The organism is Streptomyces sp. N35, assembly GCF_016464295.1.
Taxonomy (GTDB): Bacteria; Actinomycetota; Actinomycetes; order Streptomycetales; family Streptomycetaceae; genus Streptomyces.
This window is the reverse complement of record NZ_JAEIMH010000065.1, coordinates 42,282-56,269: the sequence shown is the minus strand read 5'-3', so window position 1 is coordinate 56,269 and position 13,988 is coordinate 42,282. Positions and strand designations below refer to the sequence as shown.

The following is a 13,988-nucleotide window of genomic DNA, read 5'->3' as shown; positions in this document are numbered from 1 at the left end:
CCTCACCACACAGACCATGATCAACGGTCAAGGCCCGACGCGCCACGGCCAACCATGCACGAGGTCGTTAGACGGGTCCGCTCATTCAGGAAGTCGTCGGTTCGCGCACGCCACGGCGACTCTCACGGTGTGGTGCGCAAGGTGCGCATGCGGCCGTACGCGTACACGCAGCCCGCGAGCGCGAGGTCGGACAGGAGCATGAAGCCGATGGAGTACGAGTCCTTGACGCTGTAGATGGCGCCCATCAGCAACGGCGGCACGAAGCCGCCCAGGCCGCCCATCGCGCCCACGATGCCGGTCACGCTCCCCACCTGAGGCTGCGGGGTGACCTGCGCGACCAGGGCGAAGACGCTGCCGCCCGCCGCGCCCAGGCCTGCGGCCATGGCAAGCAGCGCGATGGTGGCCAGCGGCGCCAGGGGCGGGTCGAAGGCCTGCACCACGGCGAACAGGGCGACGACGGCCAAGGCGACCGCGGTGACGATGGCGGGATGAAAACGGTCCGAAAGGCGCCCGCCGATCGGCCGGAAAATCACCGTGACCAGAGCGAACCCGGCGGCTTTGGTGCCGGCGTCCGTGGGGGAGAGGTCGTACCAGGTCTTCAGGTAGGTCGGCAGGTAGACGCCGAACGCCACGACGCCGCCGAAGCCGATGGCGTACAGCGCCGACAGCTCCCAGGTGACCCGCAGCCTGCCCGCCTGCCGCAGCCGGGAACCCAGCGAGGAAGTCGGGACCTGGCGGTCGGGGTGGTCACGGATGAACAGCACACCCAGCACGGCGAATACGGCAAGCCCGAGCGCGACGACCAGGAAGGGCAGGTTCTCGCCATGGGCGGCGATGCGGGGAGTGAAGTACCCCGAGAGCGCCACACCCCCGGTGCCCATGCCGAACACGCCGAGCGCGAACCCTCTGCGCCCGGGCGGGAACCAGGAGCTGACCAGGGGGACACCGATCGCGAACGTCGTACCCCCGAGTCCCAGCAGCAGAGCGACGACGAGCAGCAGGCCGTAGTTGTCCTTGACGGGGATCAGCAGCAGCACGGGAACGATGGTGAGCGCGGAAACCAGCGGAAACATCAGCCTGGCGCCGTACCGGTCGGTCAGCGCACCCGCCGGGATCCGGCCCACGGAACCCACGAGTACGGGAATCGCCACCAGCAGCGACTGCTGAAAGGAACTCAGGTTCAGACGGTCCCGGTAGCCCGATGCCAGCGGAGCGATCAGATCCCAGGCCCAGAAGGTGAGCGTGAACCCCACCGTCGCCATGATCAGGTTCCGGTACGCGGCGGCGGAGGTGCGCTGATCAGTGTCCACGCCTCCAGTCAAGGCACCCCTTGTCCCGCGAGCGCGCTGAACTGCGCCGTCCGGATCAGGGACCGGGACGCGGCCTGGTCACCCGATTGCGCGCGAGCGCCCCGCCAGGCGTGCGCCGCAGCGCGCCGACCGCGCAGGATGTGGCCATGGCCGACGCGCCGCGGCCCGCGCAGGGCGCCGACGACAGGGAACTCCCCGCGGCCGGGGCCCGCCGCGGGCGCCCCGGCCGCTCCCGGCGCGCCGCCCCACGGCACGCCTCCGCCCCCGTCGTCCGGCACCGGCTGCGCAAGCTGCGCAGCCTGCTGCCCGGCAGTCCCGACCTGCCCGAGCCGAGCGAGCCCCCGCCACCGCCCCAGGAGTTGATCGCCTTCCTGCGGGTCGTCGGAGCCACACTGGTCCGGGCGGGCGAGTCCGTCGACGCCGTCCAGGACACCATCAACCGGCTGGGCGCCCGCTACGGCTTCGACACCGTGCACACCTTCGTGGTGCCGACCGGCGTGTTCGTACGCGCCGGAAAGGCCCCCGACTCGGTCATCGACTTCGCCCCCGTTCAGGGCCCCGATCTGCGCCTCGACCAGATCGATCAGCTCTACCGCTTCATCGACGAGGTCTACGCCCACCCCGTGGCCCCCGAGGCCGGCACCGCACGCCTGGCCGAGATCGAGGCGATGCGGCCGCGCTTCAGGTTCTGGACGCGAGTCCTGGGCTATGTCGTCATGACCATGGGCCTCGGCCTGTTGACCCTGCCCAACTCCATGGCGCTCGCCGGGTACGCGGTGCTCGGCCTCGGGGTCGGCATGCTGCGCGAATACGCGGATCGGGCCGGCCGGCTGGTGAACCTGGCGCTCCCGGTGCTCGCCGCGCTGCTCGTCACCGCCGTCGCGTACCGCTACAGCGGGCCGCTGCTCGGCGAGGACCCGACCAAGTTGCTCATTCCGCCCCTGGTGGCGTTCCTGCCGGGCACCGCGCTGACCATGGGCACCATCGAACTGGCCACCGGCTCCATCGTGTCGGGCGCCAGCCGCCTCGTGTACGGCCTCAACGTCCTGATCCTGCTCGCCTTCGGCATCGCCGTCGGGTCCCAGCTGGTCACCGAGCACCCGCTGGCCAAGGACACCTCCGTGGACGCCCTCGGAGCCTGGGCGGCGTGGGCGGGTGTCGGTCTGCTCGGTCTCGGCTTCGTCCTCAGTTTCTCGGCCTCGCTGCGTACGCTGCCGTGGCTGCTGCTCGTCCTGTGCGTGGCCAAGGTCGGCCAGGATGTGGGCACGACGGTGGCGGGGCCGCTCTTCGGCGCGTTCGCGGGCGGGGTGACGCTGCCGCTGTTGACGCGTCTCATCGAGCGCAATCCGCACGCCCCGCCGGCCCAGGTGGTCTTTCTGCCCGCCTTCTGGATGCTGGTGCCCGGGCGCCTCGGGCTCACCGGTGTCGGGCAGCTCCTCGTGGACCACGAGAACAGCGGCCTCGACACGACCGTCGAAGCCCTGCTCACCGTGGTGGCCGTGGCCCTCGGGGTCCTGGTGGGCGCCAACGCGCTGAGCCGGCGCACGGTCCCGGTACCCGCCGAGCCGGGCCTGCCCCGCTCGCCCGCCCCGTCCGCGGCCGACCCCTCCGGGGCGTCCGGCGCGGCAGGCCCCGACGGGACTCCGACCGCGCCGCCGGAGCCGGATCCGTCCGAGTTGCCGCCCGAGTCCGCGCCGCGAGGCTAGAACCGTGACCACCGCCCGCCCCACCGCACCCACCGAGAAGCCCAGCCTCCTGGCGCGGGCGCGCACCCCGCGCAAACCCATGCTGTGGTTCGAGATCGTTCTGATCGCCGTGAGCTACTGGCTGTACTCCCTGGTCCGCAACGCCGTGCCCCGGGAGAAGGCCCTGGCGCTGCGGCACGCCGACTGGGTGTGGGACACCGAACGCCGCATCGGCATCGGCGTCGAGCACGCCGTCAACCATGCGGTGAACAAGGTCACTTGGCTGATCGTGGGCATGAACTACTACTACGCGACCTTGCACTTCATCGTCACGATCAGCGTCCTGGTCTGGCTCTACCGCTGCCACCCGGGCCGCTACATCAGCGGCCGCCTCGCACTGTTCGCGACCACCGGCATCGCCCTGATCGGCTTCGCCTTCTTCCCGCTGGCCCCGCCCCGGCTCATGGAGGACGCCGGATTCATCGACACGGTCGCGGTGCACCACACCTGGGGCTCCATGAGCCAGGGCAGCGCCGCCTCGGTCTCGAACCCCTATGCCGCGATGCCGTCCATGCACATCGGCTGGTCCACCTGGTGCGCGACGATGATCGCGTGCTTCGCCCGGCACCCCTGGGTGAAGGCGCTGGGCATCCTCTATCCGGTCGCCACGCTGCTGGTGATCATCTCGACCGCCAACCACTTCTGGACCGACGCCCTGGGCGGCCTGATCTGCCTCGGCTTCGGCTTCGCGGTCAGCTACGCCTGGTTCGGCTCCTTCCCCTGGCAGCTGCCGCGGTACATCGAACGGCGCAATCCCGATCCCGGATGACGTCACCGCGGAGCCGGTGCGACTGGTGTCCTGGCCCCGCGCCGACGCGCACCCGCTCGCGTCGATCGACGGCGCCCCGGCCGGCCTTCGGACGCGGTCTGCGAGACGCCGACTTAGCGTTTCCGTATGTGCTGGAGTGCATCGGCCGACCTGGTGGCGGGCGGGGCGATCAGCGTGGTCGGTGTCGCCTGTGTGACACGCGCTGCCCGCGTGCGTCGCCGCGCGCTGCCGCTGGCCGCGCTTCCGCTACTTCTCGGAGCGCATCAGCTGGTCGAGGCGGTCGTCTGGAACGCGGGCGGCGGCACCGGTCCGGCCACCCTCGTCTGGGCAGTGATCGCTCTGCCGTTGCTGCCGCTGTGGGTCTCCTTCGGAGTGCTGTGCGTCGTTCCCCGCAGGGAGCGTCGGCGGCTGACGATCCCGGTGACCGCCGCGGTGGTCACGTCCGCTGTCCTCGCGTACGTCCTGGTCACGAGGCCCGTCGCGGCCGAGATCCGCGGTCACACCATGGGATACGCGATTGGTCTGCCGTATGCGCCCTTGCTGCTCGCCGGCTACCTGCTGGGGACGATCGGGGCGCTGGTGGTGTCCGGTGAAAAGGGTCTGAGACTGCTCGGCGTCCTGGCCGGTGTCGGCGCGGCGCTGTGCGCGATGGTGTGGCGGTGGGAGTTCATCTCCACGTGGTGCGCGTGGGCCGCGCTGTGTTCCGTGGTGCTGTACCGGTGGGTCGGCGCGGAGCAGTCGGCGCCACCCCCTCAGCACAGCGGGCCGGTGCAAGGGAGCCAGGTCGCGTAGACCCGGCGCCCGAGCGTCCCTGAAGCGTCACCCTGCTCGCTCTCCTGGCTCTCATCGGTCGCCCGCTCGGGCGCGCACTTCCCGCAGGTGCCGCCGGTTCCAGCCGGTGATCCGGGCGACTTCGGCCGCGTCACCCCCTTCACGGAGCACGGTGACCGCCTCGGTCTGCAGGTCGACGAGCGCGGCGTCCAGAGCGGCCTGCGCCTCGCGGTAGCGCTGGGCGGCTAGTTCGAGCTTTGCGGTGTCCATGTGATCCTGCTTCCCCGTCTTCGCCCGGGCATGAGCCGTCCCATGCGGGCGGCCACGGCATCGGGGGCCTAGGCCAGTGCGTGGAAGACCGCTGTGGAGGCGCGGGCGATCAGCGCATCGTCGTGTGACGCGTTCGCGTCGTCGCCATTGCGGCGCGACATCACGGCGAGCACGACCGGTCTGTCGCTCCGCGGCGGCCAGGCGAGGGCGATGTCGTTACGGGTTCCGTACGAGCCGTTGCCCGTCTTGTCGCCGATGCGCCAGCCGTCCGGAGCGCCGGCCCGGATCAGCTTGGCGCCGGTGGTGTTGCGTACGAGCCAGTCGGTCAGCAGTGCACGGTTGTCATCGGCCAGTACGTCACCGAGGGTGAACTCCTTGAGGGAGCGCGCCATCGCGCGAGGGGTGCTGGTGTCCCGTTCGTCGCCCGGCCGCGCCTGGCTCAACTCGACCTCGTAGCGGTCGCAGCGTGTGACCTCGTCACCGATGGCGCGCAGCGCGCTCTGCAGGCCACGCGGCCCGCCCAGTTCGCGGAAGAGAACGTTGGCGGCCCCGTTGTCGCTGTAGCGGACGGCGGCGTCGCACAGAGCGCGCAGTGCCATGCGTGCCCCGATGTGTTTCTCGGTCACCGGTGACCATCCTTCGACGTCCGAGGCACGCACCGTGACCTCGCTGTCGATTCCGTCGCCCCCGCGCTTGTCGAGTACCGCTGCCGCGAGGAACGCCTTGCAGGTGGAGCAGTACGCGAATCGTTCATCCGCCCGGTAGGTCAGCTCCCGACCGTTCGCGGTGTCCAGGGCGTACACGCCCAGCCGTGCGTCGTACTCCCGCTCCAGCGCACCGAATTCCCGGACAGGCACGTGAACGGGAGTCTTTGTGGTGGGCTGGGCGCTGGGTCTGCGGGGACGACGGCCCTCGTTGTCGTTGCATCCGGCCAGAGGTGCCGCGGCCGCGGCCGCCAGAGCGGCGAGAGCGAGGCGACGGCTGGGGTTGTCCGGCATGAGGGCGTCTCTCCAGTGGGGTGGTTCCGGCTGATCGTGTCTCAGGACACGATCATTCCCTGACGTTCGCAGGAGCACTCCGTCAGGTTGGACGAGTTCTCCGAGCGGCAGCGGCAGCGGGTCCTCCCGATGGGCATCCGGCAACGGGCCCCAGCGCCGCGAGACGCAAGGCGCCATGACGGGGCCTTGACATGCCCACAACGCCCGCGACTATGGTCTAGTCCAACAGAACTCACCGTTCCGCATGGGGAGTTGGCCCGTACCCCGGGCTGCTCTCGTGCGCCCTGGTGAAGCGCACCTTCGCGCCTCCTGGCCCCACCCATGAGAGGCCGTGCCGCTGCGCGTGGCTCCCCACAGCCGCGCGTCCCCGGCCGGCCTGATGTGAAGGAGACACCATGTACATCCGAAGGAAGACGGCTGCCCTGATCGGCGCCGCACTCGCCCCGGCTCTCGCCCTCAGCCTCCCCGCGAGTTCCGCCAGCGCCCACGGGTACGTCTCGAATCCGCCCAGCCGGCAGGCGCAGTGCGCCGCCGGGACGGTCTCGTGCGGTGACATCGCCTACGAGCCGCAGAGCGTCGAGGGCCCGAAGGGCCTGACCAGCTGCAGCGGCGGCAACAGCCGCTTCGCAGAACTGGACGACGACAGCAAGGGATGGACCGCCACTCCGGTCGCCAAGAGCACCACGTTCTCGTGGAAGCTCAGCGCCCGGCACTCCACGGCGACCTGGGAGTACTTCGTCGGCGGACAGCGCATCGCGCAGTTCGACGACGGGGGCGCCCAGCCCGGCGAAATCGTGAACCACCAGGTCGACTTCGGCGCGTTGAGCGGCAAGCAGAAGGTGCTCGCCGTCTGGAACGTCGCCGACACGACCAACGCCTTCTACGCCTGCATCGACGTCAACGTCGGCGGCTGACGCACCAGCCTCGGGGCCGCCCCATCGCCTGCCGGCAGGGCGGCCCCACCCCCGGCGCGCCCCCGCGTACGTCAAGCTCGCGGCCCGGGGCGCGCCGTCCCCCACGCCCTCGCCTCCCAAGGAGTCGATGTGAACCGCCGCATACTCGCCCTGGCCACGACCGCCGCGGCCGCCCTGATGGGGACCCTGACCCTGGCCCCCACGGCCTCGGCGGAGAAGACCGAAGACATAAAGACCGCCGCCGAATTCATCGTGAGCCAAGCGCAGTTCGACCAGATGTTTCCGAACCGGAACAGCTTCTACACCTACAGCGGGCTCACCGACGCGCTCGCGGCCTACCCCGGCTTCTCCAACACCGGCAGCGACACGGTGAAGAAGCAGGAGGCCGCCGCCTTCCTCGCGAACGTCAGTCATGAGACCGGTGGCCTGGTGCACGTCGTCGAGCAGAACACCGCCAACTACCCGCACTACTGCGACACCACGCAGCCCTACGGCTGTCCGGCCGGCCACGACAAGTACTACGGCCGTGGCCCGATCCAGCTGAGCTGGAACTTCAACTACAAGGCCGCCGGGGACGCGTTGGGCATCGACCTGCTCAACCACCCCGACCTGGTGCAGAACGATTCTGCCGTGGCCTGGAAGACCGGCCTTTGGTACTGGAACACCCAGAGCGGCCCGGGCACCATGACCCCGCACGCCGCCATGACCAACGGCGCCGGGTTCGGCGAGACCATCCGGGCGATCAACGGCACCCTGGAGTGCAACGGAGGCAACCCCGCGCAGGTCCAGAGCCGCATCGACAAGTACCAGCAGTTCACGCAGCTGCTCGGCGTCGAACCCGGCGGCAACCTGAGCTGCTGACCTCCGGCCCCGCCGAAACCGGAGGCGGGAGCACCGCCGACACGCCGCGCGGCGCGGACCGCTCCTGCGGTCCGCGGGGGGGGGGGGGGCCGCCCCCTCCCCCCCCCGCCCCGCGGCCGTTCCCCGCCCCCCTCCCCTCCGCCGCCGGGGCGGCGCCGCCCATACTGGAGCCAGCCCCCTGCCCCCGCACAGATCGACTTCATGGCCAAGAAAACGACTTCCTCGACCGTCACTCCCGATACCGCATGGCTGGCACGCGGGCGTCATCTCGGCCCCGACCCCGAGCTGGACGCCCGACGCAACCTGATAGCGCTCAAGGCCGCCGGGGTGCTGGACGACTTCTTGGAACTCGAGCCCGACGACGCGGCGCGTTCCAGCGTGCTCTACCCGCGGGACGCTGCTGCCGACCCCGGCGCCTCGGCCCGCCGTGTGTTCGAGGCACGCTGGCGCGTGGCGGACGACGTCACTGTCCGTGCCCAGCTGACGACATACGCGGGCAAGGTGCGCCGCCAGAGCCAGGACGCCGTGACCTGGATCCTCGCGGCGGAGGCGGACCGGCGCTGGGACCTGGACTGGCCGTCGCCCGCCACGATGTTCTGGCCGGACAGCGGCCGTGCCGAGTGGGATCACGACATGGTGCCGGACATCCGGCTCGGCAGGACCAACCATCTGCCTGCCGACGACGACGAGCTGCGCGCACGGCTCAAGGAATGCGCCAAGGAGAGCTGGTACATCCAGCTCGTGGTGCACGAAGCGATGACCCCGGACGGGCCGGGCCGACGGCCGCTCACCGCGTTCCTGCCGCCGAGCCTGCGGCACCAGGTGATCGAACACCGTGCCACACCCCAGCAGGCGCAGATCGCCGACTTCGCCCTGCGCAAGGAGCGTGGCGTGCGCATGCCGCGCGGTGGCGCCGTCGTGCTGCCGACCGCCGAGCCACATGCCGGATACGAGGCGGAGCACTTCACGCTCCACTCGGTGTTTCTGGACGGCTCCGAGCCGAAGGAACTCGTCGCAAAAATCGTGGAGTTCGCCGGACTGGCGCGACCGCTCGCTCCCGACGCCGAAGCCGCACTGCTCCGGCTGCGTCGAGGGTGGCACCTCCTCTCACCCGATGAGGAGCTCGCCCACGCCCGGCGCATGGTCCACCACTACGCCGAAGCGCTCGAGGCCATGACGCAGTCCCGTGACCGGTACCAGGAGGCCGCCGAAGCGCTGCAGGCCGCCCTGTCCGAGGCGACCGACGGCAAGGGGCTGCCCCTTGCGTCGCCCGCCGCCCCGGGCAAACCGGACTCTTCACCCCTGAGTACGTTCACCAAGGCGCTCGGCCGCTTCCGCGGTCCCGGGAAGTGACACCTTCATCGGCGCGCAGGGGGCAGCCGGGTGATGGACGAGCCGGAGGGTACGGGCCTCCGGCCTGACCGTCATCCACGGCTGAGCGCCTTGCGTGCCGTCGGCCCTCAGCCGTGGGCGACCGGGCAGCCGCCCGTCATCGACCCGAGGAACGCGTTCGGGTCGTAGTAGTGCTCGACTTCGAGCAGACGCAGGTCGTCGCTGACCTTGGCGATGCTCACCCCGTACATCTCGATCTTCTCGCCCGTCGGCGCGAACCCCTTGTACTCGCCCGTGAAGGTGCCCCAGTGCCGCCACTTGAAGGTGACGACCGGCGGGGGCGAGACGACCTCCAGGACCTCCCAGAAGAAGCCCTCGGGGAACGCCGTGTGGAACACCTCGTGGGAGGACTCGAAGGTCTCCTGGCCGTAGAAGACGCTGTCGCCGATGAGGATGTTGTAGCTGCCCTTGTCGACGATGTCCGCCGCGTCGGCCCAGGGGCCGCCGTTGACGCGCGTGCGGAACTTCTCGGTGACCATAGAGACCCAGGTGGCCGGGTCCCCTTTGTGTGACACCTCCATCTCGAAGACCTGCACGATGCTTTCGACGATCGCGTCGAGCGAACCGGACTCGTGCTGCTTGGTGCGTTGCCCCGGCATCACGCTGTGCGAGTAGTGGTAGTCGGGAGCCTCCTCGCGCCAGTCGCCTGGGGCGGCCGCGGCGATGACCGCGTCGCGCCCCTGAAGCCAGAGGGGAGGGGAGGTTTCCGCCTGTGTCATGCCAACGCCCTTCGGGAGGTGGGTAGTTGGGCAGATACTCGCGCAGTCAACCTTTGGCCACAAGTGCACAACTTGTGCACAGTTCAGATCGCTAACTTTCACTCAGTGAGCGAGTTGTGTTCGCGGCGCGTCACCAGCGGTAGGCGTCGAAGTTCCGGCTGAACTCCCATCCGTTGAAGCGGTCCCAGTTGATGGACCAGGTCATCAGGCCGCGCAGGGCCGGCCAGGTGCCGTGGGTCCGGTAGGAACCGCAGTTCGTCTTCTTCGTCAGGCAGTCCAGGGCCTTGTTCACCTCGGCCGTGGGGGTGTGCCCGTTGCCCGCGTTGGTCGAGGCGGGCAGTCCGATGGCCACCTGGTCGGGTCGGAGCGCGGGAAAGACGCGCTCGGCGTTGCCGGCCACGGGGAAGCCGGTGAGCAGCATGTCGGTCATCGCGATGTGGAAGTCGGCGCCGCCCATGGAGTGGTACTGGTTGTCCAGACCCATGATCGGTCCCGAGTTGTAGTCCTGGACGTGCAGCAGCGTGAGGTCGTCACGCAGCGCGTGGATCACCGGCAGGTACGCGCCGGCTCGCGGGTCCTGGCCGCCCCAGGGGCCCGATCCGTAGAACTGGTAGCCCAGCTGGACGAAGAAGGTCTCCGGCGCCATGGTGAGCACGAACTTCGCGCCGTACTTGGCCTTGAGGGTCTTGATGGCCTGAATCAGGTTCACGATCACGGGACTTGTGGGGCTGCGGAAGTCGGTGTCGCCGTTCTGCAGGGAGAGCGAGTGTCCCTCGAAGTCGATGTCCAGGCCGTCGAGCCCGTAGGTGTCGATGATGTTCGAGACGGACGAGACGAAGGCGTCGCGTGCCGCTGTCGTGCCCAGCTGCACCTGGCCGTTCTGCCCGCCGATCGAGATCAGGACCTTCTTGCCCGCGGCCTGCTTGGCGTCGATAGCGGCCTTGAACTCGGCTTCGGACTCGACGTTCGGGCACTCGGTCGCCGGGCAGAGCTTGAAGCGGATGTCGCCCGAAGTCACCGAAGTCGGCTCTCCGAAGGCCAGGTTGATGACGTCCCATGAGTCGGGCACGTCGGCCATCCGCGTATAACCGGACCCGTTGGCGAAGCTCGCGTGGAGGTAGCCGACCAGGGCGTGGGCGGGAAGGTCGCCGCCGGGTTCGCCGCCGCCGCTCGTGGTGGTCGCGGTGATGGCGGCGGACTTGGGGGAGTCGCCGGCGCTGTTGCCCGCGGTGACCTGGAAGGAGTACGCGGTGGAGGGGGTGAGCCCGGAGACGGTGGCGGAGGTGCCGCTCACGGTCGTCACCTGGGTACCGCCCGCGTAGACGGTGTAGCGGGTCGCGCCCGGGACCGCGGACCAGGACAGCGGGACGGTCGTGCTGGTGGGGGTGCCCGCCTTGAGGCCGGTCGGCGCCGCAGGCACCTGTACCGGATCGCCGCCGGGCCCGACGAGCGAGAGATCGTCGGCCTGGTAGGCGGCGGTCCCGTACCAGCCGTGGGTGTAGAGCGTCACGGAGGTGGTGGAGGCGCCGGTGCGGAAGGACGTGGTCAGCTTCTGCCAGTCGGGTGCGGACTGGGTCCAGGTGGAGACGTCGGTGGTGCCGGTGCCGGACGCCCCCAGGTAGACGTAGCTGCCGCGCACCCAACCACTCAGTGTGTAGGCGGAGTTGGGCTGCACACGGATCGTCTGGGAACACTTGGCGTTGTCGCTGCCGGCCGGGGTCGCCTGCAGGGCCCTGCTCCCGCTGTGTACGGGGGAGGAGATCACCGCCCCGCTGCCGGCGCTGCAACTCCATTCGCTCAGACCGGCTTCGAAGCCGCCGTTGCGTGCGAGTTCGATGTCGGCGGCGGTGGCGGCGGGTGCGTTCATGAGCAGACCGCACGCGGCGAGAGCCGACGCGAGCAGGGCGGCGAGGGGTCTGTGGCGCTTCATCACTGCCTCCAGGGGGCCCGATGTGGGGGAGTGGCGCACAGCTTGGTCCAGACCAATAAGGTGGTCAATACCTCTGACAGACGCCTCGGGCAGACACCTCGGGCTGCGTCAGGGCGTACGCGACGGGCCTGGGGATCGGCGGGTGCCGGCAGGACGGGAAAAGCGGTGGACATGCTGATCTCGACGGCCGTACTCTCCCCGCTTCCAGCCTTCACGCGTTCGAAGAGGTGCATTTGATGACGGTTCAGGTACTCGCGGCCAACTCTCGTCGGCCGCTCCGCCCAACCGTTCTGACCTCCAAGGACCGAAGGAATCCCTGTAGTGGATCTGCCACGTAGCTTCACCATCCGCGAGAGCGGCCATCGCGTCTGCAACCCGTTCACCAGTGAGAAACTGGCCCTCCTGGGTCAGGCCATCAGCCCGTCGCCAGGGGCCCGTGTCCTCGACCTCGCCTGCGGCAAGGGCGAGTTGCTGTGCACCTGGGCCCGCGACCACGGTGTGGTCGGAACCGGGGTGGACATCAGCACCGTCTTCCTCGCCGCCGCCCGTGCGCGGGCCGTCGAGCTTGCCGTTGCCGACAAGGTCGCCTTCGTCCACGCGGACGCCTCGGGCCATGTCGCCGACGAGCCCGTCGACATCGCCGCCTGCGTCGGCGCCACCTGGATCGGCTCCGGCGTCGCAGGCACGGTTGAACTGCTGCGCCGCAGTCTCGCTCCCGGCGGCATGATGCTGATCGGCGAACCGTACTGGCGCCGTGAGCCTGAGGACCAAGCCACCGTCGAGGGCTGCCACTTGACCCGGAAGGACGACCTGCTCGCGCTGCCGGAGCTGCTGGAACAGTTCAGTGCCCTGGGCTGTGATGTCGTCGAGATGGTCCTGGCCGACCAGGACAGCTGGGACCGGTACGTCGCGGCGCAATGGCTCAACATCCGCCGCTGGCTGGATGCCAATCCCGACGACGAGCTCGCCGGCGAGATGCGCGCGGAGCTCGACGCGGCTCCCGTGCGGCACGCCAGGTTCCAGCGGGAATATCTCGGGTGGGGCGTGTTCGTGCCCTGATGGACCGCTGACACACCACACCAAGTGCCCCCCGGCACCGCGTGCCGGGGCGCACTGCCGCTTCCGGAACCTCGGCGTCGAGGAATGAGCGGAAACGGTCACGGCCTCAGCCGGGCGTCAGCGCTCCGTTGATGGCGTCGAGGAACGCCGGGAGGTCGTCGGGCTTGCGCGAGGTGATCAGCGTCCAGCCGTTCGCGCCGCACACCTGCACCTCTTTGTCGACCCAGGTGCCGCCGGCATTGCGGACATCGGTGGCCGTGGACGGGTAGGAGGTCAGCGTCTTGCCGCGCAGCACGTCCGCCTCGACCGCGACCCACGGGCCGTGGCAGATCGCGGCCACCGGGCGTCCGGACGAGGCGAAAGCGCGTACGGCGTCCAGGGCCGCGTCCTCGAGGCGCAGGGTGTCCGCGTTGATCGTGCCGCCGGGGATCAGGAGCAGGTCGTAGTCGTCGGCCCGCACCTCGGACAGGCGGTGCGTCGCGGGCACGGTCCTGCCCGGATCGCGGTCGCCGACCAGCGTGACGATGGCGTCCTTCTCGGTCGCCGCGATGTCGACCTGCGCGCCCAGGCCGCGCAAGTGCTCGACCGGTTTGACGAGCTCGTCCTGTTCGACGCCGTAGTTGGTCGTGATGACCAGGGCTCGACGGTTGCCGAGATCCGCGGGCATGGGCATGTCCTTCCGCTCGTGGGGTGTGGCCTCGGGGCGCCGAGGCCGTAGGGATCCAGTAACCGGCAGGTGCCATCTCAATCAGCACATACAGAACAAAAGCATCGCTGTGTCGATGCCGCTCCGGTTGCTGGCCGGGACCGCATGGGTGACGTTGGGAAGTGGGGACACGGGGGTTCACCAGGCTCCCGTCCGTCCCGACCGTCGACTTCCAGGAGGAGACATGACGAACCCCGAGCAGGACCCGAACCAGACCGAAGGCCCGGCGGACGGTGGCGCCGCGGGCACGCCGGGTGTCCACGACGGGGGTGCGGACGGTGGGGCGGAAGGTCCGGCGGACGGTGGCGCCGCAGGGACGCCGGGTGTCCACGACGGTGGAGCCGACGGAGGGGCCGAGGGCCCGGCGGACGGTGGCGCCGCGGGCACGCCGGGTGTCCACGACGGCGGGGCCGATGGCGGGGCCGACGAGTCCGGCAGTGGCGTTTGAGCACCCCTTCCCCTGAGCTCAGGGTCGCCGACGCCCCGCCAGGGGGCGGCCTCCTGCGCGCGCGCCCGGCCCCGCCGTCCCGCGAGGAATTCGCCC

Annotated in this window: 14 protein-coding genes; 8 read left to right on the top strand and 6 right to left on the bottom strand. The window is 70.0% G+C overall.

The features are described from left to right. Nucleotides 1-122 precede the first annotated feature (122 nt). A complete protein-coding gene (locus JAO81_RS29885) occupies nucleotides 123-1,262 on the bottom strand; it encodes a nitrate/nitrite transporter (protein ID WP_199551086.1) in 1,140 nt (379 codons plus the stop codon). Between the two features lie 194 nt (nucleotides 1,263-1,456). Between JAO81_RS29885 and JAO81_RS29880 the strand changes: the two genes are divergently transcribed. From JAO81_RS29880 to JAO81_RS29870, 3 genes are all read left to right on the top strand, one after another. Next, complete coding sequence (locus JAO81_RS29880) at nucleotides 1,457-3,016, top strand: threonine/serine exporter ThrE family protein (protein ID WP_199551076.1); 1,560 nt, start codon at nucleotides 1,457-1,459, stop codon at nucleotides 3,014-3,016. A gap of 4 nt (nucleotides 3,017-3,020) precedes the next feature. Next, nucleotides 3,021-3,824 (top strand): phosphatase PAP2 family protein, encoded by an 804-nt coding sequence (locus JAO81_RS29875; protein ID WP_374194365.1) that lies wholly within the window; start codon nucleotides 3,021-3,023, stop codon nucleotides 3,822-3,824. Between the two features lie 126 nt (nucleotides 3,825-3,950). After that, entirely contained in the window at nucleotides 3,951-4,616 is a 666-nt protein-coding gene (locus JAO81_RS29870) for a DUF6629 family protein (RefSeq protein ID WP_199551075.1), read from the top strand. A 51-nt stretch (nucleotides 4,617-4,667) separates the two neighbouring features. Here the strand turns inward: JAO81_RS29870 and JAO81_RS29865 are convergent, their stop codons facing one another. Further along, entirely contained in the window at nucleotides 4,668-4,865 is a 198-nt protein-coding gene (locus JAO81_RS29865; protein ID WP_199551074.1) for a hypothetical protein, read from the bottom strand. Nucleotides 4,866-4,933: 68 nt separating this feature from the next. Then, nucleotides 4,934-5,863, bottom strand: a complete 930-nt coding sequence (bla, locus tag JAO81_RS29860; RefSeq protein WP_199551073.1) for a class A beta-lactamase — start codon at nucleotides 5,861-5,863, stop codon at nucleotides 4,934-4,936. Between the two features lie 395 nt (nucleotides 5,864-6,258). Here bla and JAO81_RS29855 point away from each other — a divergent pair, with 395 nt between their 5' ends. The 3 genes from JAO81_RS29855 to JAO81_RS29845 all read left to right on the top strand — a co-directional run bounded on the left by JAO81_RS29855 (nucleotide 6,259) and on the right by JAO81_RS29845 (nucleotide 8,991). Next, nucleotides 6,259-6,777 carry a lytic polysaccharide monooxygenase auxiliary activity family 9 protein gene (locus JAO81_RS29855; protein WP_199551072.1) on the top strand — a complete coding sequence of 173 codons (519 nt, stop codon included), beginning with the start codon at nucleotides 6,259-6,261 and terminating at the stop codon, nucleotides 6,775-6,777. Between the two features lie 129 nt (nucleotides 6,778-6,906). Next, nucleotides 6,907-7,638, top strand: coding sequence for a chitinase (locus JAO81_RS29850; protein WP_199551071.1), 732 nt, complete (start codon nucleotides 6,907-6,909; stop codon nucleotides 7,636-7,638). A gap of 201 nt (nucleotides 7,639-7,839) precedes the next feature. Next, nucleotides 7,840-8,991: a hypothetical protein gene (locus JAO81_RS29845; protein WP_199551070.1), complete on the top strand. Its 1,152-nt coding sequence runs from the start codon at nucleotides 7,840-7,842 to the stop codon at nucleotides 8,989-8,991. A gap of 107 nt (nucleotides 8,992-9,098) precedes the next feature. On the opposite strand, the gene JAO81_RS29840 is transcribed toward JAO81_RS29845, so the two are convergent. Next, nucleotides 9,099-9,749 (bottom strand): ester cyclase, encoded by a 651-nt coding sequence (locus JAO81_RS29840; RefSeq protein ID WP_199551069.1) that lies wholly within the window; start codon nucleotides 9,747-9,749, stop codon nucleotides 9,099-9,101. A 130-nt stretch (nucleotides 9,750-9,879) separates the two neighbouring features. Then, nucleotides 9,880-11,679 (bottom strand): chitinase, encoded by a 1,800-nt coding sequence (locus JAO81_RS29835; RefSeq protein WP_199551068.1) that lies wholly within the window; start codon nucleotides 11,677-11,679, stop codon nucleotides 9,880-9,882. 321 nt (nucleotides 11,680-12,000) lie between these two features. On the opposite strand from JAO81_RS29835, the gene JAO81_RS29830 reads away from it, so the two are divergent. Beyond that, nucleotides 12,001-12,738 (top strand): cyclopropane-fatty-acyl-phospholipid synthase family protein, encoded by a 738-nt coding sequence (locus JAO81_RS29830; RefSeq protein ID WP_199551067.1) that lies wholly within the window; start codon nucleotides 12,001-12,003, stop codon nucleotides 12,736-12,738. A 106-nt stretch (nucleotides 12,739-12,844) separates the two neighbouring features. Here JAO81_RS29830 and JAO81_RS29825 read toward each other — a convergent pair whose 3' ends face one another. Continuing rightward, nucleotides 12,845-13,405, bottom strand: coding sequence for a type 1 glutamine amidotransferase domain-containing protein (locus JAO81_RS29825; protein ID WP_374194364.1), 561 nt, complete (start codon nucleotides 13,403-13,405; stop codon nucleotides 12,845-12,847). A 223-nt stretch (nucleotides 13,406-13,628) separates the two neighbouring features. Between JAO81_RS29825 and JAO81_RS29820 the strand changes: the two genes are divergently transcribed. Next, nucleotides 13,629-13,892 (top strand): BatC protein, encoded by a 264-nt coding sequence (locus JAO81_RS29820; RefSeq protein WP_165330194.1) that lies wholly within the window; start codon nucleotides 13,629-13,631, stop codon nucleotides 13,890-13,892. The last annotated feature ends 96 nt before the right edge of the window (nucleotides 13,893-13,988 follow it).

Excerpts from the sequence above, each read along its gene's own strand:
- JAO81_RS29885 (WP_199551086.1), bottom strand. The coding sequence starts at position 1,262 with ATGGCGACGGTGGGGTTCACGCTCACCTTCTGGGCCTGGGATCTGATC.
- JAO81_RS29880 (WP_199551076.1), top strand. The coding sequence starts at position 1,457 with ATGGCCGACGCGCCGCGGCCCGCGCAGGGCGCCGACGACAGGGAACTC.
- JAO81_RS29870 (WP_199551075.1), top strand. The coding sequence starts at position 3,951 with ATGTGCTGGAGTGCATCGGCCGACCTGGTGGCGGGCGGGGCGATCAGC.
- JAO81_RS29865 (WP_199551074.1), bottom strand. The coding sequence starts at position 4,865 with ATGGACACCGCAAAGCTCGAACTAGCCGCCCAGCGCTACCGCGAGGCG.
- bla (WP_199551073.1), bottom strand. The coding sequence starts at position 5,863 with ATGCCGGACAACCCCAGCCGTCGCCTCGCTCTCGCCGCTCTGGCGGCC.
- JAO81_RS29855 (WP_199551072.1), top strand. The coding sequence starts at position 6,259 with ATGTACATCCGAAGGAAGACGGCTGCCCTGATCGGCGCCGCACTCGCC.
- JAO81_RS29845 (WP_199551070.1), top strand. The coding sequence starts at position 7,840 with ATGGCCAAGAAAACGACTTCCTCGACCGTCACTCCCGATACCGCATGG.
- JAO81_RS29840 (WP_199551069.1), bottom strand. The coding sequence starts at position 9,749 with ATGACACAGGCGGAAACCTCCCCTCCCCTCTGGCTTCAGGGGCGCGAC.
- JAO81_RS29835 (WP_199551068.1), bottom strand. The coding sequence starts at position 11,679 with ATGAAGCGCCACAGACCCCTCGCCGCCCTGCTCGCGTCGGCTCTCGCC.
- JAO81_RS29825 (WP_374194364.1), bottom strand. The coding sequence starts at position 13,405 with ATGCCCGCGGATCTCGGCAACCGTCGAGCCCTGGTCATCACGACCAAC.
- JAO81_RS29820 (WP_165330194.1), top strand. The coding sequence starts at position 13,629 with ATGACGAACCCCGAGCAGGACCCGAACCAGACCGAAGGCCCGGCGGAC.